Source organism: Gilliamella sp. X-23 (assembly GCF_057063545.1).
This window is the reverse complement of the sequence record NZ_JBXSQG010000010.1, coordinates 61,091-84,973: the sequence shown is the minus strand read 5'-3', so window position 1 is coordinate 84,973 and position 23,883 is coordinate 61,091. Positions and strand designations below refer to the sequence as shown.

22 protein-coding genes and 1 tRNA gene are annotated in these 23,883 nt (G+C 34.0%); 13 read left to right on the top strand and 10 right to left on the bottom strand.

The window, feature by feature from the left end; translation table 11 throughout:
* Nucleotides 1-320 precede the first annotated feature (320 nt).
* The 4 genes from ACYH9I_RS08050 to ACYH9I_RS08035 all read left to right on the top strand — a co-directional run bounded on the left by ACYH9I_RS08050 (nucleotide 321) and on the right by ACYH9I_RS08035 (nucleotide 5,158).
* Nucleotides 321-1,190, top strand: coding sequence for a hypothetical protein (locus ACYH9I_RS08050; RefSeq protein WP_483560211.1), 870 nt, complete (start codon nucleotides 321-323; stop codon nucleotides 1,188-1,190).
* Nucleotides 1,191-1,230: 40 nt separating this feature from the next.
* Entirely contained in the window at nucleotides 1,231-3,069 is a 1,839-nt protein-coding gene (locus ACYH9I_RS08045) for a hypothetical protein (protein WP_483560209.1), read from the top strand.
* Nucleotides 3,070-3,237: 168 nt separating this feature from the next.
* On the top strand, nucleotides 3,238-4,116 hold the full coding sequence (locus ACYH9I_RS08040) for a hypothetical protein (RefSeq protein ID WP_483560208.1): 879 nt from the start codon (nucleotides 3,238-3,240) through the stop codon (nucleotides 4,114-4,116).
* A 31-nt stretch (nucleotides 4,117-4,147) separates the two neighbouring features.
* Nucleotides 4,148-5,158: a hypothetical protein gene (locus ACYH9I_RS08035; RefSeq protein ID WP_483560207.1), complete on the top strand. Its 1,011-nt coding sequence runs from the start codon at nucleotides 4,148-4,150 to the stop codon at nucleotides 5,156-5,158.
* Here the strand turns inward: ACYH9I_RS08035 and ACYH9I_RS08030 are convergent.
* The 3 genes from ACYH9I_RS08030 to ACYH9I_RS08020 form a co-directional block, all read right to left on the bottom strand.
* On the bottom strand, nucleotides 5,050-5,301 hold the full coding sequence (locus ACYH9I_RS08030) for a hypothetical protein (protein WP_483560206.1): 252 nt from the start codon (nucleotides 5,299-5,301) through the stop codon (nucleotides 5,050-5,052). The two genes, ACYH9I_RS08035 and ACYH9I_RS08030, sit on opposite strands and share 109 nt — an antisense overlap.
* A gap of 585 nt (nucleotides 5,302-5,886) precedes the next feature.
* On the bottom strand, nucleotides 5,887-7,242 hold the full coding sequence (locus ACYH9I_RS08025; protein WP_483560205.1) for a DUF711 family protein: 1,356 nt from the start codon (nucleotides 7,240-7,242) through the stop codon (nucleotides 5,887-5,889).
* A 35-nt stretch (nucleotides 7,243-7,277) separates the two neighbouring features.
* Nucleotides 7,278-7,547: an ACT domain-containing protein gene (locus tag ACYH9I_RS08020; protein WP_091350381.1), complete on the bottom strand. Its 270-nt coding sequence runs from the start codon at nucleotides 7,545-7,547 to the stop codon at nucleotides 7,278-7,280.
* A gap of 142 nt (nucleotides 7,548-7,689) precedes the next feature.
* On the opposite strand from ACYH9I_RS08020, the gene ACYH9I_RS08015 reads away from it, so the two are divergent.
* Nucleotides 7,690-8,904 (top strand): pyridoxal phosphate-dependent aminotransferase, encoded by a 1,215-nt coding sequence (locus ACYH9I_RS08015; protein ID WP_483560204.1) that lies wholly within the window; start codon nucleotides 7,690-7,692, stop codon nucleotides 8,902-8,904.
* A 514-nt stretch (nucleotides 8,905-9,418) separates the two neighbouring features.
* Here the strand turns inward: ACYH9I_RS08015 and loiP are convergent.
* Nucleotides 9,419-10,177, bottom strand: coding sequence for a metalloprotease LoiP (gene loiP / locus ACYH9I_RS08010; protein ID WP_483560203.1), 759 nt, complete (start codon nucleotides 10,175-10,177; stop codon nucleotides 9,419-9,421).
* Nucleotides 10,178-10,330: 153 nt separating this feature from the next.
* Here loiP and queA point away from each other — a divergent pair, with 153 nt between their 5' ends.
* The gene (queA, locus tag ACYH9I_RS08005) at nucleotides 10,331-11,371 is read left to right on the top strand and encodes a tRNA preQ1(34) S-adenosylmethionine ribosyltransferase-isomerase QueA (protein ID WP_483560201.1); all 1,041 of its coding nucleotides are present in this window, start codon (nucleotides 10,331-10,333) and stop codon (nucleotides 11,369-11,371) included.
* Nucleotides 11,372-11,461: 90 nt separating this feature from the next.
* Here the strand turns inward: queA and ACYH9I_RS08000 are convergent, their stop codons facing one another.
* The gene (locus ACYH9I_RS08000) at nucleotides 11,462-12,139 is read right to left on the bottom strand and encodes a M48 family metalloprotease (protein ID WP_483560199.1); all 678 of its coding nucleotides are present in this window, start codon (nucleotides 12,137-12,139) and stop codon (nucleotides 11,462-11,464) included.
* Nucleotides 12,140-12,275: 136 nt separating this feature from the next.
* On the opposite strand from ACYH9I_RS08000, the gene tgt reads away from it, so the two are divergent.
* Nucleotides 12,276-13,412, top strand: a complete 1,137-nt coding sequence (tgt, locus tag ACYH9I_RS07995) for a tRNA guanosine(34) transglycosylase Tgt (RefSeq protein ID WP_483560197.1) — start codon at nucleotides 12,276-12,278, stop codon at nucleotides 13,410-13,412.
* A gap of 73 nt (nucleotides 13,413-13,485) precedes the next feature.
* Nucleotides 13,486-13,562: transfer RNA gene (locus ACYH9I_RS07990), tRNA-Pro, on the top strand.
* Nucleotides 13,563-13,756: 194 nt separating this feature from the next.
* Here ACYH9I_RS07990 and ACYH9I_RS07985 read toward each other — a convergent pair.
* The gene (locus tag ACYH9I_RS07985; protein WP_483560230.1) at nucleotides 13,757-13,927 is read right to left on the bottom strand and encodes a substrate-binding domain-containing protein; all 171 of its coding nucleotides are present in this window, start codon (nucleotides 13,925-13,927) and stop codon (nucleotides 13,757-13,759) included.
* A 132-nt stretch (nucleotides 13,928-14,059) separates the two neighbouring features.
* Here ACYH9I_RS07985 and ACYH9I_RS07980 point away from each other — a divergent pair, with 132 nt between their 5' ends.
* Complete coding sequence (locus tag ACYH9I_RS07980; protein ID WP_483560195.1) at nucleotides 14,060-14,389, top strand: PTS sugar transporter subunit IIA; 330 nt, start codon at nucleotides 14,060-14,062, stop codon at nucleotides 14,387-14,389.
* A 122-nt stretch (nucleotides 14,390-14,511) separates the two neighbouring features.
* On the opposite strand, the gene ACYH9I_RS07975 is transcribed toward ACYH9I_RS07980, so the two are convergent.
* Complete coding sequence (locus ACYH9I_RS07975; protein ID WP_483560193.1) at nucleotides 14,512-15,957, bottom strand: APC family permease; 1,446 nt, start codon at nucleotides 15,955-15,957, stop codon at nucleotides 14,512-14,514.
* A gap of 306 nt (nucleotides 15,958-16,263) precedes the next feature.
* Nucleotides 16,264-17,583 (bottom strand): MFS transporter, encoded by a 1,320-nt coding sequence (locus tag ACYH9I_RS07970; RefSeq protein ID WP_483560191.1) that lies wholly within the window; start codon nucleotides 17,581-17,583, stop codon nucleotides 16,264-16,266.
* A 240-nt stretch (nucleotides 17,584-17,823) separates the two neighbouring features.
* Here ACYH9I_RS07970 and ACYH9I_RS07965 point away from each other — a divergent pair, with 240 nt between their 5' ends.
* A complete protein-coding gene (locus ACYH9I_RS07965; protein ID WP_483560190.1) occupies nucleotides 17,824-18,864 on the top strand; it encodes a tagatose 1,6-diphosphate aldolase in 1,041 nt (346 codons plus the stop codon).
* A 115-nt stretch (nucleotides 18,865-18,979) separates the two neighbouring features.
* Here the strand turns inward: ACYH9I_RS07965 and grxB are convergent, their stop codons facing one another.
* Both grxB and ACYH9I_RS07955 read right to left on the bottom strand, forming a co-directional pair.
* The gene (grxB, locus tag ACYH9I_RS07960) at nucleotides 18,980-19,630 is read right to left on the bottom strand and encodes a glutaredoxin 2 (protein ID WP_483560188.1); all 651 of its coding nucleotides are present in this window, start codon (nucleotides 19,628-19,630) and stop codon (nucleotides 18,980-18,982) included.
* Nucleotides 19,627-20,253, bottom strand: a complete 627-nt coding sequence (locus ACYH9I_RS07955) for a Pr6Pr family membrane protein (protein WP_483560187.1) — start codon at nucleotides 20,251-20,253, stop codon at nucleotides 19,627-19,629. The genes grxB and ACYH9I_RS07955 overlap by 4 nt, the downstream gene beginning before the upstream one ends.
* 141 nt (nucleotides 20,254-20,394) lie before the next feature.
* Between ACYH9I_RS07955 and xerD the strand changes: the two genes are divergently transcribed.
* From xerD to recJ, 3 genes are all read left to right on the top strand, one after another.
* A complete protein-coding gene (gene xerD / locus ACYH9I_RS07950) occupies nucleotides 20,395-21,309 on the top strand; it encodes a site-specific tyrosine recombinase XerD (protein ID WP_483560185.1) in 915 nt (304 codons plus the stop codon).
* 25 nt (nucleotides 21,310-21,334) lie between these two features.
* Entirely contained in the window at nucleotides 21,335-22,033 is a 699-nt protein-coding gene (gene dsbC / locus ACYH9I_RS07945; protein WP_483560183.1) for a bifunctional protein-disulfide isomerase/oxidoreductase DsbC, read from the top strand.
* A 72-nt stretch (nucleotides 22,034-22,105) separates the two neighbouring features.
* Complete coding sequence (recJ, locus tag ACYH9I_RS07940) at nucleotides 22,106-23,842, top strand: single-stranded-DNA-specific exonuclease RecJ (RefSeq protein WP_483560181.1); 1,737 nt, start codon at nucleotides 22,106-22,108, stop codon at nucleotides 23,840-23,842.
* Nucleotides 23,843-23,883: the final 41 nt, after the last annotated feature.

The window sequence follows — 23,883 nt, the reverse complement described above, 5'->3', positions numbered from 1 at the left end:
TAGAAAACCATGATAAAGCACAACATTGTATCAATATAAAAAAGCAAGCGCTGGAATTCGAGTTAAATCTCTATGCTATAGAGTGACCTCTAAATAATTTAAATAAGGTGTGTCAATCAACGTCATTGTTAATGATAACAAACTGTTGCTTGACAAAGACCTTATATTTAGTAAGGATATCATTTGACTTTGTACTATTTTGTTCTAACGGCATTTTTCTAAAAAGAATTTAATACATTGAGCCTAAGGAAACTGCTATTACCAATTGTCACTATATAGAAAATATAGCTCGTATTGATAAAAAAATTAAGGATTGTTTCATGACTTGGATAACCGTAAAATCCGTCACCTATCCACGTCAATCCTCAAAAGTAATTGCCAAAGTCAAGACGGGAGTGAGGCCATTAGAAAAGATTTTAATTCGAAGAATACCAGTTAATTTGCTGATATTTGAAGTTGGGCATTTTGGGATTAAATTTTTACATGAAGACGAATCAGAAATAGATAAAGTAATGAAAAATTCACGTGAAAGGGGATTAAAAGAAAAAGATCTTGTTGATAACGATGAAAATCCATTACAAAGCTCAAGTAAAGCCAACGGCTTTCGGGAAAGTTATGGTTGGTATCCTGTAGATTTTCCTTTTCAACCTATAAATATTTTTAATGGCAAAAACATCATTTCTAGCGATAGTACTTTAAATGGTAACCATCCCAAAAGACGAAAGAAAGATCACAACAAAGAATTAACTGAATTAACGCCAACAAAAGACCGAAATGCAGGGCGCAAAAAAAATAATAATGACCATTCTTGCCGAGCCTTTGATCCACATCAAAATGGTCATTTCCATTTGGAGAAAATCAAATTTACAACATCGCCTTATTTGTTGCCTAATGATACGCGAAATGAAGAGCAGATATTTGATGCAATACAACAGAATGGGACACATGAAGAATGGAGTTGGACCAATGACAGTTATAAGAAAAACAATTGCCGTACTTTTTTGTTTTTATTATTAACTACCTGTAATTTAGCTGATCCTGATTGTATTGGGTTAGAGCAAGATAGGCATTTTATCCGTTATAAAAAATCTTTAGATAGCCTTTCTAAAAAAACAACAGAAAAAAATATAATAAGAAAAATACTAATGAAAAAACTATTAGATATATCTGAAAATGCGAAGCTTGAATAATGTAATAAGTAAACCTAAATTTAAAGGAGTTAATAATGACATGAAACATTTAATAAAAATATGTTTATTTTCTTTTGTATTATGGGTAGCAACTTTTCAATCTGTTTTAGCCGAGGTAAAGATGCAAGACCAACAAGCACAACTAGTCAAAAAACTAAAAACACAGGGCATTATACCCAATAAAGTCTATTTTCAACGTGATTTTGATATTTTTATTGATAAAAAATATAGCTTTCCTGAAGAAGATTTATCCACATCGGTAATTGCTCTAGAAAACCATCCTGATATGTATGAAATCGCAACTCAAAATATTGCTCAGGTCAAATTAAATCAGAATTATCAATATAGTAATATATGGCAGCGGGAGCGCAATATTATTGAAATATTATATCCGACCGATTCTTTTCAATCGCTAGAGGATGGTGTTTATTTTTATACCTTAGATGAGCATAAACAATTACAACAACACGCTTCATTTGAAGAAGTGTTTGAATTACCTTGCTATCTGCGGGTTGAAAAAAAGCATGGTATTGTGGTCAGTATTCAAAAAAGACCTTTAGCTGCAATGACGCATTATCGTTATGATTATTGGGACAATAAGAACATAAAACAGCTTAACCTCGATATGTATGATAACAATCATAATATTATTTATACCTCTGAAGTCCTTTTTGATGAAAATACGGGGCTAATGACTCAAGCAACGAGAAAAAACCCGATAACGGGGCGCTATTCAATTGAAAATTATATTAGAGAGATTAATCTTTATAGCATTGCGGACTACTTTAACAAACAAGGCATAAAAACTAATCATGTCATTCATCATAACCAGTCCCTAATACATGCAGAAAACCAAATACTTAATAAAGCAGGTCAAGTTATAAAAACAAAAAATAGGGAGCCTGAAGACATCTTTGATTTTGAAAAAGATTTGCCCGAACCCTATCCTTACAATAAATTAATGATAGATGTAAAAAAAGCCCATATGTTATTTACGGATTCGTTGTTTGAACAGGGTCTGGATGATAATAGTAAATACGATAGTGAGGCTAAACAACGCGTCGAATATTTAGGCATTAAACCTAAGCAAGTTTATTACCATCAATTACCTTTTCCCGGTTTTATGGCAGAGCGATACAAAAACTTTCCCCACCAAGCCCCATTAACATTAATTGAGGCCGAAAACCAATCTCCTCATGATAAATATAGCGATTTAATCCAAGTAGAAATAGGTGATAATTATCAGTATAAAAAAATTAATAAAACAAAATGGCAACAATCGCCAATTTCACTACCTTTAGCGCAGTTTAAATCATTAGAAAATGGTGTATATTTTTATACGTTGACAGATAAAGACCAATTAACGCCATTAGATAGCATTGAGCAGGCAGTTAGCTTACCCACTTATATCCGTGTTGAAAAAGAAATGGGCAAAATCATATCAATATTACAAAAAAAACGAATACAGTGGTTATCCACCGAATTTGAATATAAAAAAAATGTCCCTATTAGCAGTAAATTGACCGTACTTGAAAGCCTAGTGATACCTAAATTAATGATAGAAACCAAGTATGAAAAAGGTAGTTATATACCGTTATCTCAAATTATCAAAAATGAACAAGGAACCACCATCAGAACATTTATACATTGTAAAAAGAAGAATATTGCTGCGATATTAGAAAGATTTAATGAGCAGGGCATTAAAACTAACCATATTGAAATATCAAATGAAGGAGATATCCTGAACCAATATCTTGATAATAAAGGCAATGTGTTATTTACCACCCATGAAATTGAAGACCAAAATAATCCTCAACTCTATGATAATTTACCTTTTAACCCTGATGGTTTTGAAATGATACTATTTGAACATGTTTAATGAAAAAAAATAATAACTAAATAATTTAGATAACTTAAATAAGGTGCGTTAATCAACGACATTTTTCTAAAAAGAATTTAATACATTGAACCTAAGGAAACTACTATTACCAATTGTCACTATATAGAAAATATAGCTCGTATTGATAAAAAAATTAAGGATTATTTCATGACTTGGATAACCATAAAATCCGTCACCTATCCACGTCAATCCTCAAAAGTCATTGCCAAAGTCAAGGCGGGAGTAAGACCATTAGAAGAGATTTTAATTCGAAGAATACCGATTAATTTGCTGATATTTGAAGTTGGGCATTTTAGGATTAAATTTTTACATGAAGACGAATCTGAAATAGATGAAGTAATGAAAAATTCACGTGAAAGGGGATTAAAAGAAAAAGATCTTGTTGATAACAATAAAAATCCATCACAAATCTCAAGTAAAGCCAATGGCTTTCGGGAAAGTTATGGTTGGTATCCTGTAGGTTTTCCTTTCCAACCTATAAATATTTTTAATGGCAAAAACATCATTTCTAGCGATGGTACTTTAAATGGTGACCACTCCAAAAGACAAAAGAAAGATCACAACAAAGAATTAACTGAATTAACGCCAACAAAAGATCGAAATGCAGGGCGCAAAAAAAATAATAATGACCATTCTTGCCGAGCCTTTGAGCCGCATCAAAATGGTCATTTCCATTTGGAGAAAATCAAATTTACAACATCGCCTTATTTGTTGCCTAATGATACGCGAAATGAAGAGCAGATATTTGATGCAATACAACAGGATGGGACACATGAAGAATGGAGTTGGACCAATGACAGTTATAAGGAAACCAATTGCCATACTTTTTTGTTTTTATTATTAGCCACCTGTAATTTAGCTGATCCTGATTGTATTGGGCTAGAGCAAGATAGGCATTTTATCCGTTATAAAAAATCTTTAGATAACCTTTCTAAAAAAACAACAGAAAAAAATATAATAAGAAAAATACTAATGAAAAAACTATTAGATATATCTGAAAATGCAAAGCCGGAATACAACAACTAGTAAATCTAATTTGAAAGGAGTTGAAGACGATATGAAAAACTTGGTAAAGATATGCTTAATCCCTTTTTTATTATGGGTGAGAACTTTTCACTGTGTTTTAGCAGAGGTAAACATAAATAATCAACAACAAATGATACAAAAATTAAAAGCTCAGGGCATTGTACCTGATAATGTCTATTTTCAACATGATTTTCTAAACTTTCTTAATAATAAATACAGTGTCCCTGAAAAAGAGCTATTCTCGTCATTAGTTAATTTAGAAACAAAACCCAAAATGTATAAAATGGCTATTCAAAATATAGCTCAGGTAAAATTAAATAAAAACTATCAATACAACGATGTATGGCAGCGTAAGCGTAATATTATCGAAATATTATATCCAACAGATTCCTTTCAATCGCTAGCTGATGGAGTTTATTTTTATACCTTAGATGAACATAAGCAATTACATAAACAAGCCTCATTCAAAGAGGTTTTTGAGCTACCTTGCTATTTACGGGTTGAAAAAAAACATGGCATAGTGGTCAGTATCCAAAAAAGACCTTTATCAACAATTAATCATTATCATTATGATTATTGGCAAAATCATAATTTAAAAAACCTTAAAATAGAATTATATGATAATGATCACAATATTATATATTCTTCTGAGGTATTTTTTGATGAAGATACGGGATTAATGACCAAAGCAATTAGAAAAAATATAAAATCAGGAAATTCAGTCATTGAATCCTATATTAGACAAGATGGTATCTACGCAATTGATGATTATTTTGATAATCAAGGAATTAAAACTAATCATGTGATTCGTTATGAAAAACCCAAACATATAGAAAATCAAATTTTAAATAAAAATGGCAAAGTAGTTAAAACTAAAAAATACGAGCCAGAAGAAATCTTCGATTCTCAAAAAGATTTAGATGAACCCTATCCTTATAATAAATTAATCATGAATGTACAAAAAAGTAATGCATTATTAACCGATACGATGTTTGAACAAAGTATTGGCGATAATACGATAACCATTCTCTCGCGGTCATAGTTGATTTGTAAATGATATTGAACAATCATTGCTTGTACTTTTTTGATATCATTAAGAACAGTGTTTTGACTGACGGTAAGGAACGAAGAAAGATGTATTAACGACATCCTTTCCGTTCTAATTAATAGAAAAAAGAGTAGCAAATGAACTCGTTCATCTTCAGAATAAATATAACGTCCAATAGCAAGCGATACAGGCTCATCCCTAAAGGTTTCGATGACTAATTTGGGAACACTAAATTTACCAGTTTTAAATCGTTTAATTAATTCAAGATTAGAGGATTCAAGAAAGTCATTAATTTTCTTAATAGTATAACTAAGCTGTTTACGAGTTAACCCAAATTCAGATTAAAGCTCTACACCACTCATATTTGGATTATGAATTAATGCTTTTAAAACAACATGAATTCGCTTATCGACAACCATATAATAATTACCTTATTGTTCGTTGTCTGATGGCAACTAATATTACCACCAGATTTATTGCAAAATATGTTCAACGAATACTTTAGATCTCATTTATTCATTATTTTTCCGCTATATCCTGCATGACTTCTTTACGCAGTTCACGAGCATAAAAAAATACCCCACACACCAATAAACAGCTAAAACCAATGAAACAAAATAGCCTTTTAAGCATTACCAAATAAATAAGTTGATTTCCCTGTATTCCGCCTGCTTTAATGCAAACAGAATAAGGAAATAACTAGATCATTAAAAATTAAGATATTAATTTTTAAATGAATGAATTGGAGCAGGAATTCGTCCCCCACGGTTGATGAAATCACATGAACCAAATTTGCTTACCGGCATAACTGGTGCATGACCTAATAAGCCACCAAATTCGATATTATCGCCGACTTTTAAACCTTCCGCAGGAATAATTCTTACCGCTGTTGTTTTATGGTTAATCACCCCTATTGCAGCCTCATCAGCAATAATTGCTGAAATAGTTTCAGCCGGCGTATCACCAGGAATCGCAATCATATCGAGTCCAACTGAACATACACAGGTCATCGCTTCAAGTTTTTCAAGATTTAATGCACCGTTATTAACAGCATCAATCATACCTGCATCTTCAGAAACAGGAATAAATGCTCCGCTTAAACCACCAACATGACCACACGCCATCACACCACCTTTTTTAACTGCATCATTAAGCATAGCTAGTGCCGCTGTTGTGCCATGCGTGCCTACTGCCTCTAACCCCATTTCTTCTAAAATATGAGCAACCGAGTCACCAATGGCTGGCGTTGGCGCTAACGATAAATCGACAATTCCAAATTTAACACCTAAACGTTCAGAAGCTTCTTTACCAACCAATTGTCCCATTCGTGTAATTTTAAATGCGGTTTTTTTGATGGTTTCAGCAACAATATCAAAAGGTTCACCTTTAACTTTTTCCAGCGCTCGTTTAACTACACCGGGTCCACTAACACCCACATTAATCACACAATCAGCTTCACCTACACCATGAAAGGCACCAGCCATAAATGGGTTATCTTCAACCGCATTGGCAAACACAACTAACTTAGCGCATGCCATGCTGCTATTATCTGCCGTTAATTTCGCCGCTTCTTTGATAATATGTCCCATTTGCTTTACAGCATCCATGTTGATCCCCGTTTGGGTAGAACCAACATTAACTGATGAGCAAACTCGTTCAGTTTGTGCTAAAGCTTGAGGAATGGATTTTATTAAAATCTCATCTCCTTTATGATAGCCTTTTTGCACCAGTGCCGAAAAACCACCAATAAAGTTAACATCTACCGCTTTGGCCGCTTCATCCAGTGTTTTGGCAAACGCGACATAATCTTTATCATCGCTTGCACCAGCAATCAAAGATATTGGTGTGACAGAAATACGTTTATTAATAATTGGAATACCAAATTCTGAGGTAATCTCATTGCCAACTTTGACCAAGTTTTTAGCTAATCGTGTGATTTTGTCATAAATTTTTTGCCGTGCTTTTTCACCATTACTATCTATACAATCAAGGAGAGAAATACCCATGGTTATTGTGCGGATATCAAGCTTTTCTTCCTCAATCATTTTAATGGTTTCGAGGATCTGTTTTGTTTCCATTAGAACTATCCTTTTAAATAAACAACGAATTAATATTACAAACGATGCATAGCATCAAAAATTTCTTCACGTTGTAAGTTGACCTTGACCTTAAGCTTATCGCCTGTTTGGATAAGAGTTGTTTTTACCTCATCAAATGACACTTTAATTTTAGATAAATCAAGTAGCATAATCATCGTAAAATATTCATCCATAATGGTTTGGCTGACATCTAAAATATTAATATCTAGTTCATACAATTTTTGGCTAATACCAGCGATAATTCCCGTTTGATCTTTGCCGATGACTGTTAAAATAGTTTTCATAATACTCCCCGCACAAATTTTAGACAATTAAATAGTATTTATTGAGCTAACTATAATAGCATCTTCAAAAATTATCGAAATAGGAGTAGATTGTTTTTTATTAAAACAAAAAACTATCACAATAAATATAAAGGGCGATATTATGGTGAATTTCCAAAAATCCAATAAATTGGAACATGTTTGTTATGACATTCGTGGACCAATTCTTGAACATGCAAAGCGACTCGAAGAAGAAGGTCAAACTATTCTTAAACTCAACATTGGAAATCCCGCTCCTTTCGGTTTTGCTGCCCCTGATGAATTATTAGTTGATGTAATTAGAAATTTATCTTCTTCACAGGGTTATTGTGACTCCAAAGGTCTTTATTCTGCTCGTAAAGCAATCATGCAACATTATCAAGCCCGAGGAATTAATAGTTTAGATGTTGAAGATATTTACATTGGCAACGGTGTATCAGAACTAATAGTGCAATCTATGCAGGCATTACTTAATAGTGGTGATGAAATACTCGTTCCTATGCCTGATTATCCATTATGGACAGCTGCAGTTAGCTTGTCTGGCGGTAATGCTGTGCACTATCTTTGCGATGAAGAAGCAAACTGGTCACCAGATTTAGAAGATATTAAACAAAAAATCACCCCAAAAACGAAAGGAATAGTGATTATCAATCCCAATAACCCAACTGGTACGGTTTATAGTAAAGATGTGTTACTTGAAATTGCGGAAATCGCTAGACAACATAATTTAATTATTTTTGCTGACGAAATTTACGATAAGATTTTATATGATGATGCCGAGCATTATTCTATTGCCGCATTAGCGCCCGATTTATTTGTTATTACCATGAGTGGTCTATCAAAAACTTATCGCGTTGCTGGGTTCAGGCAAGGTTGGATGGCACTTTGTGGCCCTAAACACCACGTAAAAGGCTATATTGAAGGCTTAAATATGTTGGCTTCAATGCGCTTATGTGCCAATGTACCATTACAACATGCAATTCAAGGTGCACTAGGTGGTTATCAAAGTATCAATGAATTTATTGTACCAGGAGGACGACTATACGATCAGTGTATGTTGGCCTGGAGACTTCTTAATGACATACCCGGCGTTTCATGTACCAAACCACAAGGTGCTTTGTATCTATTTCCAAAATTAGATCAGAAAAAATTTAACATCCATAACGATCAAAAATTAGTTCTGGATTTCTTATTGCAAGAAAAAGTGCTACTTGTACAAGGGACTGGATTTAATTGGCATAAACCCGATCATGTTAGAATTGTTGCATTACCTCATTCCGGTGAACTTGAAGATGCTATTGGGCGATTTGCTAAATTCTTATCTTCTTATAAACAATAAATCGATAATTCATTTATTCCCAGTTTTTACTGGGAATAAATTTAATAGATCAATCAAAATAGCCATATTACCTTTAACTATTTCATCATGAAGACAAGCACCCTCACAATAAAACGTTGAGTTGCTAGTGTTGTTGACGAAAACTTCATATTATCCCAAACAAATGTATAAAATTTAAAGGCTAACTGCGTATCCCAAAATAGCAATATTATCAGTTAATTCAAATTGCAAAGATTTCTGAAGGTAGAAGTTTTCTTTATAACTTCTCATGTTTTCGAATTGAACAGCTTGTTTATAACCTTGATTTGCTACTAAGTATCCCGCCGCAACTGTTGCAATTAGAATAAAAAATTGACTAATCCAAAAACCGGCTTTTTTATTTCATCAATTTTATCTATCTTAGAGTTTGACATTATTTTATCAGGTTTTATTTTCTTCACTCCCTGAGCCAACACTTGATAGATAGCAAAAAAAAGCGCCATGAATGGCGCTTTAGACTAAGAATAACTATTTTTTATTTTTTTAGTTCAGCTAGTTTTTTACGAATGTTTTTAGCGCGATCTGATGAAGATGGATGACTACTTAAAATTGAAGAATCACCGCCACCTAATTTATCAAATGCAGTTGCAAGACCTGCTGGATTAATTTTTTTCTTAACTAAGTAATCGAAAGAGTAATTGTCTGCATCTTGTTCTTGTTTTTGTGAAAACTGAGAATTAATCACAGCTGATGCTAAAGCACCTAATTTAGATTTAGATAATGAAGCTACTGCTGCATTACCTGATGCTGCCGCTGCATCACGTGCTATTTCGGTTGCATAAGCAACTTGCATAGCTTTCTTGCTATGACCTAAAGCAACGTGACCTAATTCGTGGCCTAAAACACCTTCAATTTCATTGTCAGTCATCATGTCCATTAAACCACTATAGACACGAACACAACCATTAGCCATCGCCCAAGCATTAACATCTTTTGTAATGTATACTTTATAGTTAATTGGAGTTCCATCTAAGTTATTACCAAGGGCTTTAGCGATTTTATTTAATCGTTTAGTATAAGCACTTTTTGCAGGAGCGATTTTTGATTGGGCATCCATTTCAGCGCATGATTTTTGACTTAATGCTTTCACATCATTATCACTTAAAGTTGCAGCTTTCAAACCTTTCATTCCAAGACTAGTTAAGTCATCTGCACTCATGTTTTTACAACCAACTAGAGACATTGCAGCAACTAAAGGTAGTGCAACCAACAATGTTTTTTGATGTTTTTTCATACTCTTTTCCTTATATCAATATAAATTTCAATTGCCTATTTTTTTTAGACGGGTGAAATTTTAACGCAACTATCATAATAATCAATAAATAATTACTTGCTTAGGTATTATGAGGGCTTTAGACTAATGCCTCATTTTTTGAGGAACACAATTATGCAACTATCCGATTTTGATTTTTATCTCCCCAAAGAGCTGATTGCCCAACATCCTTCCAAAACCAGAAGTGCATGTCGACTTTTATCACTTGATAGCCACACAGGTAAAATTGAAGATAATGTATTTACTGATATTATAGATAAAATAAATCCTGGCGATTTACTTATTTTTAACAATACGAAAGTTATTCCTGCTCGCTTATATGGGAAAAAAGCTTCAGGAGGAAAAGTTGAAATATTGATTGAAAAAATATTAGATAGTAACCGAGCTCTTGCGCATATTAAGGCATCAAAATCACCCAAAGTAGGCTCTGAAATGATATTAGGAGAAGATGCGTCTATTTATGTTACCATGCTAGCACGCCACGATGCTTTATTTGAATTACAGTTTCCTGATGATATACTTAGCATTTTAAATAAAATTGGTCATATTCCATTACCGCCTTATATCGATCGTCCAGATGATGACCAAGACCGTGAAATTTATCAAACAGTTTATAGCAAAGTGCCTGGTGCTGTTGCTGCACCGACGGCTGGCCTTCATTTTGATAATCCTCTATTAGAAAAATTAAAACAAAAAGGGGTTGAAATGGCATTTGTTACTTTACACGTCGGCGCAGGAACGTTCCAACCGGTTAGAGTTGAAAATATTGAAACACATGTTATGCACTCTGAGTATGCCGAAGTACCTGAATCTGTTGTGGAAGCAGTGTTAGCGTGTAAAGCAAGAAACAATAAAGTTATCGCTGTAGGGACAACGTCTGTTCGAGCTTTAGAAAGTGCTGCACAAAAAACAGGAAAAATAGCATCTTTTTTTGCTGATACCCAAATTTTTATATATCCGGGCTATCAATTTAAGGTTATTGATTCACTTATTACCAATTTCCATTTACCTGAATCAACCTTGATTATGCTTGTTTCTGCATTTGCTGGTTACCAAAATACCATGAATGCTTATCAACATGCAGTTAATGAAAACTATCGATTTTTTAGTTACGGTGATGCCATGTTTATCACCACTGAGGATAACCAATCTTAAAGGCATGTTAAATAAATAGCCAAATAAAATTAGACTAAGCCATAATAACTAAAACTTTATTGGCTATTTTAAAACTATCCATATAAATACTTATTTATTGCTTAATCTACCTAAAATACGATCAATACGTTTTGTATTTGACGGATGTGATGTTATTTTTTGGGTTGAATGAATCGGCATCTTTTTTAACATAGTTACAAGGCCTATAGGATTAATATTTTCGCGTATTAATAAATCTAAAGCATAATGATCCGCTTCAAACTCATATTGTTGGGCAATATCTTCTTTAATAAGAACAACAATATCGTTATTAACTAGCTCAACATAAGGGGCAAGTCTAAAAGATTTTATAGCATGCTTAAGGGCAATATGAGCTTGCTCATGAGCTAAAACAGCCTGTAGCTCATTATCATTCAGTAATTTCATTAGCCCACTATTTATACGAATACAACCATTAACTGTAGACCACGCATTAGGTTCGGTATTTAAATAAACTTTGTAAGTTACTTCAATATTATTAACTTGTTTAGGTAATGTTTGGGTTAGCATTTCAAGTCTTTTGTAAAGCCAACTATTTTCATTAGCAATAACAGATCGTTTATCTGATTGCGTACACGATTGTGCTCCAATAGCCACAAGATCTTGTTCAGACAACTGTTTAATTTGTTCAGATGTAATAATAAATGTAGTGTCATTATTTTGGTTTTGACAACCAACCAATACACTAAATAAAAAGCATGACATTATAAATGAAATAATATGTTTCAAGGGTTTTAATTCCTTTCTATATTGTCTATTGAGACCTAGCACGATAAACTATGCCCCGCAAATGAATGATACTACTACGTAGTATAACAATGATTGGCGCCAAACTGTTTATTTGGTCGCAAGAGGTTAATAAAAAATGAAATTTGAATTAGACAATACCGACGGGTTAGCACGTCGAGGTCGTATGAAATTCGATCGCCGAGGAGTCGAATATACTGTTGAAACTCCAGCATTTATGCCTGTTGGTACTTATGGAACCGTAAAAGGTATGACACCTGAAGAGGTTGCAGCAACCGGGGCTCAAATCTTACTTGGTAATACATTCCATTTATGGTTAAGGCCTGGGCAAGAAATCATGCGCAAACATGGCGACTTACATGACTTTATGCAATGGCATGGCCCTATTTTAACCGATTCTGGTGGGTTTCAAGTTTTTAGTTTAGGAGATATTCGCAAAATCAAAGAAGAAGGCGTCTATTTCCGTAATCCAATCAATGGAGATTCGATTTTCTTATCCCCCGAAATTTCAATGGAAATTCAATACGATTTAGGTTCAGATATTGTCATGATTTTTGATGAATGTGCGCCCTTTCCTGCAGATTGGGATTACGTCAAAAAATCAATGGAGATGTCATTACGCTGGGCCAAACGAAGTCGCCAGAGATTTAATGAATTAGGCAACAAAAATGCGCTATTTGGTATCGTGCAAGGAGGTATACATCAGGAATTACGTGATATCTCAATTAAAGGATTAACCGAAATTGGCTTTGATGGCTATGCAGTTGGGGGATTGGCTGTTGGAGAACCTAAAGCGGATATGCACCGAATTTTAGAAGGTACTTGTCCACAATTACCTGCCGATAAACCTCGTTACCTAATGGGAGTAGGTAAACCTGAAGATTTAGTTGAAGGAGTACGCCGCGGAATTGATATGTTTGACTGTGTAATGCCAACCCGAAATGCGCGTAATGGCCACTTATTTGTTACCGATGGTGTGATAAAAATCCGGAATGCTAAATATAAAGACGACACCACACCACTTGATCCTCATTGTGACTGTTATACGTGTAAGAATTATACTAAATCTTATCTTCATCATTTAGATAAGTGTGGTGAGATTTTAGGTGCGCGTTTAAATACCATCCACAATTTACGTTATTACCAACGCTTAATGACAGAAATTCGTGAAGCTGTTGCTAACAAACGTTATGAAGATTTTGTTGTCGAATTTTATCAACGCATAGGTAAAACACCGGCACCTTTATCAAAATAAACACGTAATGGGCATAATTTTTTGCGGTAAGTATTGACACTTTTTAGTTAGCGCAGTATTATGCGCTTCCTAACGGCGAGTAGCGCAGCTTGGTAGCGCAACTGGTTTGGGACCAGTGGGTCGGAGGTTCGAATCCTCTCTCGCCGACCAATTTTATTAGAAAAGCCTGCTCATATGAGTAGGCTTTTTATTATCCCTATTTCGAAATGATAAAAACCGATTTATATTTCAAACCTAACTTAGCAAAATAACGTTGCTTTAATAATGCAACTAAAAACTAGAATCTAATATCGTTTTTATTCTATCTAATCTTTATCAAAACTATAAACTGTCACGGGATTTAATCACGGGAAATAATGTCGATAAACCTGACTTATACTGTTCTGCTGTGTTTTTAGCTTATTTAATAATAAAGTTGCAATGTATTCCCCAATTTGTTTGGCTTGCAATGCCACTGTTGTCAAAGGGGGAAAGCTAACTCGACTAAACTCATTATCACCAAATCCCTCACAGATAATTGGATATTTTGATTAAGCTTATCGGAAACCTGGCATTCGTAAAGCTTTTGATACTGTCATTGTTCCCACACCAGCATATTTAGGGCTATCACATTTCTATTATTTTTTAATACCTAGTGTTTATTCAGTATGTTAACCTACTTAACAACAATCAATGTTATCAATTCTGTCAGTGATCGAAAAAAGGCAATACAACTTTGTTCTGCGCCATTATTAAAAAATAATACCATTCCACCAAGTTATATTAAGGCTATTTTTGAGCTGCATGAATCAATAGGGCCTTATTACGTATTGGCACAGGGTATTGCTAGACTAGAACAAGGTATAGATCAATTAGGTTTATCCATGTTATTAGTCAAGCAAAGAGTTAAATTTAACTCTCAAGAGAATGACCCTGTCTATTTAATTACTCTATTAGCAGACAATGATAGCACCAGCGAAATCGTGATGAAATTTTAGCTTTTATCGAACTTTATTAAATTCAATTAAAATCAATAAAAAGAAACCAAAATTATTGGTTTCTCTTGCTACCACTTTAAAATATTATCAAACAAACTATTTAATCAGTAATCAAGGTGCTATTAGCTAGCCATACTGCCATACATGATTAACAAAGCAACAACACCAATTGCTAATATCGCTGTAGTGTATTGTGTTTTGATACGATACTTTTTCACTTCACCAACTGACAGATCTCTATTTTGGTTCTTACTTTGATAGTAATAATACATCGGTAAACCAATTAATGTCAGTACGATTGATGCAATACCATTTTCTGTTTGATGAATCAGCATACCATAAATGACATAAAGAGAACCCGCAATAGCAATAATAGGAATAAGTGGATAGCCAATTACTTTATAAGATCTTGGTATATTAGGGTATTTTTTTCTGGCTATAATAACACCAATAAAAGTTAATAAATAAAAAAACCAAATCGAAAACATCGAAATTTCAGACAAACGATCGGCATCTAATAATACCGAGTATAAAAATGAAAAAACGACAAGCACTAAAATTGCATTTACCGGTGAACGGCTGTCTTCATCTATTGTGCTTAAATAGCGCGCACCAACGATATTGCCTCGCTCAGCCATACTAAAAATAGTACGTGATAATGTCATTATATAGCCATTAATTCCTCCCAAAATTGAGACCATGATACCAACTGCAACCAAATTACCACCTAAATGTCCAAACAGACGTTGCGATGCAACAGAAGAAGCCTTATGTCCTAATGAGACCATCTCTTGAACTGGAAAGATTTTAAATAATGCAATATTGATACAAGCATAGACAATGACTAAAAATATAATTCCCAAAATAATTGCTTTAGGCAATACTTTAGCTGGATTATTAATTTCACCCGCAACCGATGCTACTTGAGCCCAGCCATCATAAGCAAATAATGTAGCTAAGATCGCAACAGCAAAGGGGGCATACGTCTCAATACCCTGACCACTAGCACTAAATAATGCAACTTGCCCATTACCTTTACATAATCCAAATATCGCTAGTAACAATATTGGGATCAATTTACAAGCCGTCGCAATAGTTTGCAGATAGCCAGCTTGTTTAACACCAATTGCATTAATAAAAGCAATAAAACCTAATGCTCCAGCTCCTACTGCCATTTTGTATGTACTTTCAATTTCAAATAATGAACAAAACACCGAACTAAAATAGCCTACTAGTGCACCAATTAAAGCAGGCGAAAAAATGACTGTCATCATCCAACCATAAAGATGAGAAATTTTGGCACCATAGATTTTTTCTAAATAAACGAGCATTCCACCAGTTTTTGGAAACATAACACCTAGTTCGCAAAGCGTTAACCCGCCACAAATAGAAATAACACCACCAATTAACCAAGCTAATAGTGCATAATAATAATCACCAGCGACTTCTAGTACTGCAGGGGGTTTCATAAAAGCACCGGCCCCTAAAACCATTCCCACAACCAGTGATAATGCAGAAACTAAACCAAGATCTTTCCTTAATTTATTTTCTAAATTATGTTCTGACATAAAGATCCCCTGAAATATATAAATAAACGTAAAAAATTTATTCATAATAGGGATTTATTTATAAAATACAAGAAAGATTCACTTTACCTAATTAAAAACTTAAAAAATAAGTATGATAAAATAAATAAAAAGTCAGCAAGAACTGACTTTTTATTCGTTATATTTTTGAAAAATTATTCATTTTTCTTCGCTTTCATATCAACAACCATACGACCTCGAATTTTACCAGCCTACATTTTCTCAATCATATCATTGATATTTTCCTATATAACTAAATAATAATTAAAGTTCTACGGTCAGTATTTATTATGCAATATCTTTAGCGATATACTTTTGACTGTTATTATTAATTAATAAAAATAACCCAATCAATGCACCAAATCCAAATAATCCAATAACATAAATGGCAGGCGCCATTTTGCTCACAAAATCACTCAAAAAGGAGATCAACAAAGGGGTTAATCCGCCGGTAATGGCGTAAGCCATATTAAATGAAAACGATACCCCACTGTAACGAATCTGAGTAGGAAACACGGTCACCATAAAATAAGCAAAAGAACCGACAATACCAACGACAAAACCCGTTAATGAATAAGTCACGAATAAAAGGTGCGGATTATCTAATGAAAGATAAAAAATAGCGATAACAATGGTTGCAATAGTACAACCTATAAATATCACTTTTCCCATAGCAAATTTATCCATCATCATGCCATAAAAAGTACAACTTATAATGAGCCCAATAATTGCCAATATATTTCCTTGCAACGCATCGATCGGCGAGTAGCCAAATTGCTTTTGTAATAAAATTGGTGTCATTAGCATAATCACCATAATACCTGCAGATAGCACCCAAGTGAGTAACATTGACAAAATAGTCTGAGGTAAATACTGCGTTAACACAGTTATAACTGGTATTTTTTTAGCCAATTCTTGTTGTTTACGCTTTTGCATTTCCAGAAAAATTGGTGTTTCTTTTAACCAACGACGTAAATACATTGCAATCAATCCAAAAACACCACCGATAATAAATGGTATACGCCATCCCCAATCAATGAGTTGTTCGGCTGATAAGAATTTATTCATAGCTGCTGAAACTAACGAACCGAGTAAAATACCTAGACTTAATCCACTGGTTAAAATGCCACATGCCAATCCAATTTTATTTTTCGGCACATGCTCAGCAACAAAAGTCCAAGCCCCTGGAACTTCACCACCAACCGCTAATCCCTGACACAATCGCATTAATAACAATAATAGAGGTGCAAAAATACCAATATGCGTGTAAGTAGGTAAACAACCTATAAATAGTGTTGGTAATGCCATAAGTAATATACTTAACGTAAACATTTTTTTGCGACCGAACAGATCGCCAAAGTGCGCCATTACAATACCACCGAATGGGCGAATCAAATATCCAGCAGCAAAAATACCAAAAGTTTGAACTTGACTAAGCCAAGCCGGCATATCATTTGGAAAAAACAGATGACTTATGGTTATTGAAAAAAAGACAAAAATAATAAAATCATAAAATTCTAATGCTCCACCTAATGCGGAAAGAGCCAATGTTTTATAGTCCTGAACATTTAGAGTTCTTGTCGGTGTATGGGTTACTACATCTTGCATGTGGATCCTTGTAAATTATTGTTTACAAACAGTTTAACATTGTGAACTACTATACCCTAACGCTTATTTTTTTAAAGGAAATCTTTGCTCGCACGATGATGTAAACTCAATCATCATCGCATTACATAATAATTGAGTTCGCTTTAATTAAGTATAGCGCTAAAACTAGCACAAATGATTAATAAACAACCAAACAAAAAAACTACAATGAAATCTCATAATAAATGGGAGAGCTATAAAATGGCTAAAAAATGTATTTCTCGTGGCAAATTCACACGTATGCAGCAACTATCAAACCAAGATGGTGTTATCGCTGCGTTAGCGATCGATCAACGAGGTTCAATGGTTAAGATGATGGAATCGGCCGTTGGTAAAGATCGTTATCATATTGATATGGTGTATGAATTTAAAGAGCTCGTTTCTCAAGAGTTAACTAAATATGTCAGTGCAATTTTGTTAGATGAAGAATATGGCTTTAAAGGCATGGCTGCCAAAAATAGTAATGCAGGATTAATCATGTCATACGAAAAAACTGGATATGACGCTAATACGCCAGGGCGATTACCCGATATTTTGCCCGAAGATTCATTACAACGTTTAATAAAAAAAGGGGCGGATGCCGCAAAAGTATTGGTTTATTATAATCCTGATGATCCTCAAGATATTTTAGATAAAAAGCACGCTTTTTTAGAACGTTTAGGCAATGAAGCAAGAGCTGCCGATATTCCTGTTTTTGTTGAACCTATTGTATATGATAACGTGATAACTGACGATAAAAGCCCTGAATTTGCAAAAATCAAACCACAAAAAGTCATTAATACCATTAAAGAATTTACTAAAGAACAATATTACATTGATATTTTAAAAGTCGAAGTTCCTGTGCTGTTTAAAAATGTAGAAGACTTTAACGACAACAACGTCGTTGTCTACACGCAAAAACAAGCAGCAGACTACTTTAAACAAGCCAGCGATGCCGCAACGCGCCCTTTCATTTATTTAAGTGCGGGCGTACCAACAAAAACCTTCCACCAAGAACTGATTTTTGCTGGTGAAAATGGTGCTAAATATAGCGGTATTTTAGGCGGTCGTGCAACATGGTTTGAAGGTGTTGCAGCCTATGCAAATGGTGGTAAAGAGGGCTTAAAACGTTGGTTAGATCAAACTGGTCGTGAAAACGTTGAACAGCTTAACAAAATATTAAAACAATACGCTACACCTTGGTATGATATCTATGGTGGCAAAGATAATATTGAAGTAATTGATATTAAATTAAGTAATTAATAAATCAAAAAAACAAACGGGGGTTATTTCTATTTCCCCCGTTCTTTATTATGATGTGACGTTTTATAACTATGGCTTAACATCAAAAAAATAGTAAAATCGACATTCCTGATTATTAAATGGCTCTATCAAAAAACAGATCAACCTTCGTGCGGTCTGCCATTGATTGAATATAAGCCTTAATTTTAGGTGGAAAAGTTAAAGTTTTTACACACGTCAAATTTCGTAAAATGGGAAACAAACAGATATCATCTAAAGACAATTGACCATTACACGCATTTGGCGAAACAATCAATGAATCAAGTTTATTTAATACATCTGAAACGTCAGAAACTAACGAATCGGTTTGCATCAAACATTCATCAAACGAACCCATTTTCTTCGATTTACTAGTGACAAAATAATCAATAGCACTTTGTGTTGCAAATTCGGCTAAACCCAGTTTTATATAACGTGGACACACTAGCTTATAATCGTATTGTTGTAACTGTTTTATTCGCTTTGCAATATCTGAAGATCTCAAACCAGTTAAAATCGGACTGCCGCCATAATTGGTATCAACATAATCAACAATATCTAGGCTTTCTGGCATATAACTGCCATCATCTTTTTGTAAAATAGGTGCCATTTTTTCACCAATCATACGTTCTGGTAATGCAAAATCATCGCTCAGTAATACCTGCTGTTCAACCGATACATTTTTTAAACCAAAAATCATTCTAGCCCTGACACAAAAAGGACAATGTTCATAAATATATAGTTTCATTTTCGACTCCTTAAGCAGTCAATTGCCCAACATAAAAAAGCTAATCCCAAAAAGAATAAAAAAATCTTACTCACAGCAAATAGCGCTTTAAAATAACCAACCTGCACAACATTAATAAAAGGATAAGGATATTGATTAGTACAATAACCTCGAATAAAAATATAAACGCCATATCCAATCATCGATAATAGTGATCCAACGATAACCTTAACATTAATTCGTCGAAATGGCCCCCAAATAAACCAACTTAATACTCCCAAAATAGGGATGACAACATGTAAACTTTCATTAGCTATTTTCAACAGTGTATTAGGTGGATTATGAATACTTCTTAACACCAAGTTATATATAATAGTGGTGATAATCACACCAACTAACCCATTCAACCGAATAACTTTAAAACTATACCGCTGACAATTAGGATTGGCAGCTAGCCAAAAACAACTCAATGCCAACATTAAATTCGATAAAACAGTAAAGAAACTATAATAATAAACTAATCGCCCTATTGAAGAACTTGGTTGCCAAGGACGAAATCGAGTATGACAATAAATATAAGTTTCCATGGCAATAATAAAGATAGCAAACAGCGCAATAAAAAGATTAACACTTCGCTTTAACATAAATAATATTAAAATAACCAAAACCGCAGTATATAGTAATTAATCAAGAAAATAAAAAAATAAGCTACAGCTGTTATAAAAGAAACTTATTGACAAATAGTATATAATGTAACGAATAAATGTAATGTAGAGATGATTTTGATGTCTAATCAAGACACGCCAACCCAAAATAAACGGTTAATAGAACGTTTTCTAGATTCATTATGGCTAGAAAGAAACTTAGCTGAAAATACCATTGAGTCTTATAGGCATGATTTGTTGGCATTAAGTCAATTTTTACAACAACAAAATATCACCTTTCTGACTACTCAAACACATAATTTGCAAGAATTTTTAATGCAACGAGTAAAAGATGGGTATAAAGCAACTAGTTCGGCACGCTTACTTAGCGCAACTAAACGTTTTTTCCAATATTTATATCAAGAAAATTATCGTACCGATGAGCCCTCTGCGGTGCTATCATCCCCTAAACTTCCCAAAAAATTGCCTAAAGATTTAACCGAATCACAAGTGAGTGCGTTACTTGAATCCCCCAGTATCGAAGATCCTATCGAATTAAGAGATAAAGCCATGTTAGAAGTACTTTATGCAACAGGCTTGCGCGTGTCCGAGCTAGTAAATTTAGAAATTAGTGATATTAGTTTACGACAAGGCGTCGTAAGAGTTATAGGAAAAGGAAACAAAGAACGCCTAGTACCACTGGGTGAAGAAGCCATTTATTGGCTTGAATATTATTTTAAATATGCCCGAAACGATCTTCTAAAAAACGGTGCTATTGACGCTCTCTTCCCAAGCCGATTAGGTAAAAAAATGACACGACAGACGTTTTGGCATAGAATAAAATATTATGCCATACTGACTGGCATCAATATTGAGGCACTTTCGCCCCATGTGCTTCGACATGCTTTCGCAACCCATTTACTTAATCATGGAGCGGATTTACGTGTTGTACAAATGTTGCTTGGACACAGTAGCTTATCAACTACACAGATTTATACTCATGTGGCAACAGAAAGATTAAAACAATTACATAGTAAACATCATCCTCGAGCATAATACTCGAAAAAATAAGGATAATTAAATGAAAAAATTAGTTTTAGGTTTGGTATTAATATCAACTACAGCGCTAGCAAGTAATGCCGATATTATTAATTCGATGGGTAAATTAGGCTACAATGAACAAAATATCAAAATTACAACTAGCCCCATAAACGGTTTAAAAAGTGTCAAAACACCTGATGGTATTTTTTATGTTACTGATGATGGAAAATACCTAAGTCAAGGTCCTATTTATGACGTTCAAGGCGATCAACCTGAAAATATCGCCAATAGCTACAATCTTAGCTTAATAAAATCAATTGAAAACGATGCTATCGTTTATAAAGCTAATAATGAAAAATACATCATTTCAGTTTTTACTGATTACACTTGCCATTACTGTCAACTACTACATGAAAATATCAATAAATATTTAGACGCGGGTATTTCTGTACACTATTTTGCTTTCCCTCGCGCAGGCGCTGACAGTGATGTTGGTAAAAACATGCAATCCATTTGGAGTGTAACTAACCGTAAAGCAGCATTTGAGAATGCTTATAAAGGCAACACCATTCCTAAAGCTAACAGTATGGTGCCTTACGTAACACAGCAATTCAATATCGGTAGAAAAATCGGAATTAATGGTACACCAGCGATTATTTTACCCGATGGACAATTGGTTTCTGGTTATGTTCCAGCAGATAAATTAATTGAAACTTTAGATAAAAAAGTAACTAAATAACAATTAACAAATTATTTCTGTTAAAAATTAAAACATAATACATGCTAGCGCCAACACGCTAGCATATAAAATATGAAAAAAAATAAATTAATACATCGTAAATTAGTTGAAGTATATCCAGAATTTACTAATGATATTCCGCTATTATTGCAGCGAATTTATGCTTTACGTGGCATTACTAGCATGCAAGAGCTTGACTACAGCACGCGCAATCTTTGCAATTACAATAAATTAGAAGGTATTGAAAAAGCCGTTGAAATTCTTTATTCAGCAATGAAGAATAATGAACACATCATGATTGTTGGCGATTTTGATACCGACGGCGCTACAAGCACAGCCTTAACAGTTAGAGCACTTAAAAATATGGGCTGTCAATTTGTTGATTACATCATTCCAGATCGCTTTGACGATGGGTATGGATTAAGTATATCGGTTGTAAAAAAAGCTATTCTACAAAAAGCCCAGCTCATTATTACCGTTGACAATGGCATTTCTGCCACTGAGGCTGTTGATTTTGCCAAACAATCAAATTTATCGGTTATTATTACCGACCACCATTTATGCCCCGACCGATTACCTAATGCCGATGCAATAATCAATCCTAATTTACCTAATTGCAGTTTTCCATCCAAGCATTTAGCTGGAGTGGGTGTAGCTTTTTATTTTATGCTAGCTTTACGCGCAAAATTACGACAAGAAAATTGGTTTGCTGACAAAAATTTGACCGAATATAATGTGACAAATTTATTGGATTTAGTTGCTTTAGGTACTATTGCTGATGTGGTTAAACTTGATCACAATAATCGGATTTTAGTTCATCAAGGTATAAACAGAATTCGATCAGGTTATTGTAGTGAAGGCATTAAAGCCTTATTACAAATCGCTAAAAAAGATCAAGCTTCTTTAACCTCAACAGATTTAGCTTTTTACATAGCACCAAGGTTAAACGCAGCAGGCAGAATGGACAATATGGCATTAGGCGTTCAATTATTACTTTGTGATAATTATGATTCAGCTATCAATAAAGCCACTGATCTTGATAATCTCAATAACGATCGAAAGCTCATTGAACAAACAATGCATAAAGAAGCTTTATCTTTTATTGAAGAAGTCGAAAAACAAAACACCTCCATTCCTAACTTACTTGTGTTTTATCACCCTGAGTGGCACCAAGGTATTATTGGCATTTTATCGTCACGTTTAAAAGATAAATATTATCGACCAGTTATATCATTTGCCTCAACTCAAGATGGTTTTTTAAAAGGCTCTGGTCGCTCAATTAAAGGGCTACACCTGCGAGATCTTATTGATGAGTTAAATCAGCAACACCCTAATTTAATAGCCAGCTTTGGTGGCCACGCAATGGCGGTTGGATTAACTATTCGCGAAGAAGATTTAGAACGTTTTAAAATCAGCATTGAAGCACTCTTAAACACACGATTAAAACCTGATTTACTAAAACAGATTATTGAAACCGATGGTGAAATAGATAGCCAAGATTTTACTTACGCAATTGCCAAACAGGTAAAAGAATCGGGCCCATGGGGCGAAGGATTTTGTACCCCCATTTTTGATGGTGAATTTATTATTCATCAACAGCGATTATTGGCCGACAAACACCTTAAATTAGTGTTGGAACCCCAAAATGGGGGTCCACTTATTGATGGGATATTTTTTAATGTAAATAGACAGCAATGGCCAGATCAATCAATAAAAAATGTAAAAGTAGTTTATCATCTAGATGTCGATGAATTTCGTGGTAACCAAGCACCAAATTTAATCATTAAACATCTATGGCCTATCGCATAAGCTACTAGAATCGATTATAATTACAAAATTGCGCCGAATTT

Coding starts and splice junctions, on each gene's coding strand:
- ACYH9I_RS08050 (WP_483560211.1), top strand. CDS start 321: ATGACTTGGATAACCGTAAAATCCGTCACCTATCCACGTCAATCCTCA.
- ACYH9I_RS08045 (WP_483560209.1), top strand. CDS start 1,231: ATGAAACATTTAATAAAAATATGTTTATTTTCTTTTGTATTATGGGTA.
- ACYH9I_RS08040 (WP_483560208.1), top strand. CDS start 3,238: ATGACTTGGATAACCATAAAATCCGTCACCTATCCACGTCAATCCTCA.
- ACYH9I_RS08035 (WP_483560207.1), top strand. CDS start 4,148: ATGAAAAACTTGGTAAAGATATGCTTAATCCCTTTTTTATTATGGGTG.
- ACYH9I_RS08025 (WP_483560205.1), bottom strand. CDS start 7,242: ATGGAAACAAAACAGATCCTCGAAACCATTAAAATGATTGAGGAAGAA.
- ACYH9I_RS08020 (WP_091350381.1), bottom strand. CDS start 7,547: ATGAAAACTATTTTAACAGTCATCGGCAAAGATCAAACGGGAATTATC.
- ACYH9I_RS08015 (WP_483560204.1), top strand. CDS start 7,690: ATGGTGAATTTCCAAAAATCCAATAAATTGGAACATGTTTGTTATGAC.
- loiP (WP_483560203.1), bottom strand. CDS start 10,177: ATGAAAAAACATCAAAAAACATTGTTGGTTGCACTACCTTTAGTTGCT.
- queA (WP_483560201.1), top strand. CDS start 10,331: ATGCAACTATCCGATTTTGATTTTTATCTCCCCAAAGAGCTGATTGCC.
- tgt (WP_483560197.1), top strand. CDS start 12,276: ATGAAATTTGAATTAGACAATACCGACGGGTTAGCACGTCGAGGTCGT.
- ACYH9I_RS07980 (WP_483560195.1), top strand. CDS start 14,060: ATGTTAACCTACTTAACAACAATCAATGTTATCAATTCTGTCAGTGAT.
- ACYH9I_RS07975 (WP_483560193.1), bottom strand. CDS start 15,957: ATGTCAGAACATAATTTAGAAAATAAATTAAGGAAAGATCTTGGTTTA.
- ACYH9I_RS07970 (WP_483560191.1), bottom strand. CDS start 17,583: ATGCAAGATGTAGTAACCCATACACCGACAAGAACTCTAAATGTTCAG.
- ACYH9I_RS07965 (WP_483560190.1), top strand. CDS start 17,824: ATGGCTAAAAAATGTATTTCTCGTGGCAAATTCACACGTATGCAGCAA.
- grxB (WP_483560188.1), bottom strand. CDS start 19,630: ATGAAACTATATATTTATGAACATTGTCCTTTTTGTGTCAGGGCTAGA.
- ACYH9I_RS07955 (WP_483560187.1), bottom strand. CDS start 20,253: ATGTTAAAGCGAAGTGTTAATCTTTTTATTGCGCTGTTTGCTATCTTT.
- xerD (WP_483560185.1), top strand. CDS start 20,395: ATGTCTAATCAAGACACGCCAACCCAAAATAAACGGTTAATAGAACGT.
- dsbC (WP_483560183.1), top strand. CDS start 21,335: ATGAAAAAATTAGTTTTAGGTTTGGTATTAATATCAACTACAGCGCTA.
- recJ (WP_483560181.1), top strand. CDS start 22,106: ATGAAAAAAAATAAATTAATACATCGTAAATTAGTTGAAGTATATCCA.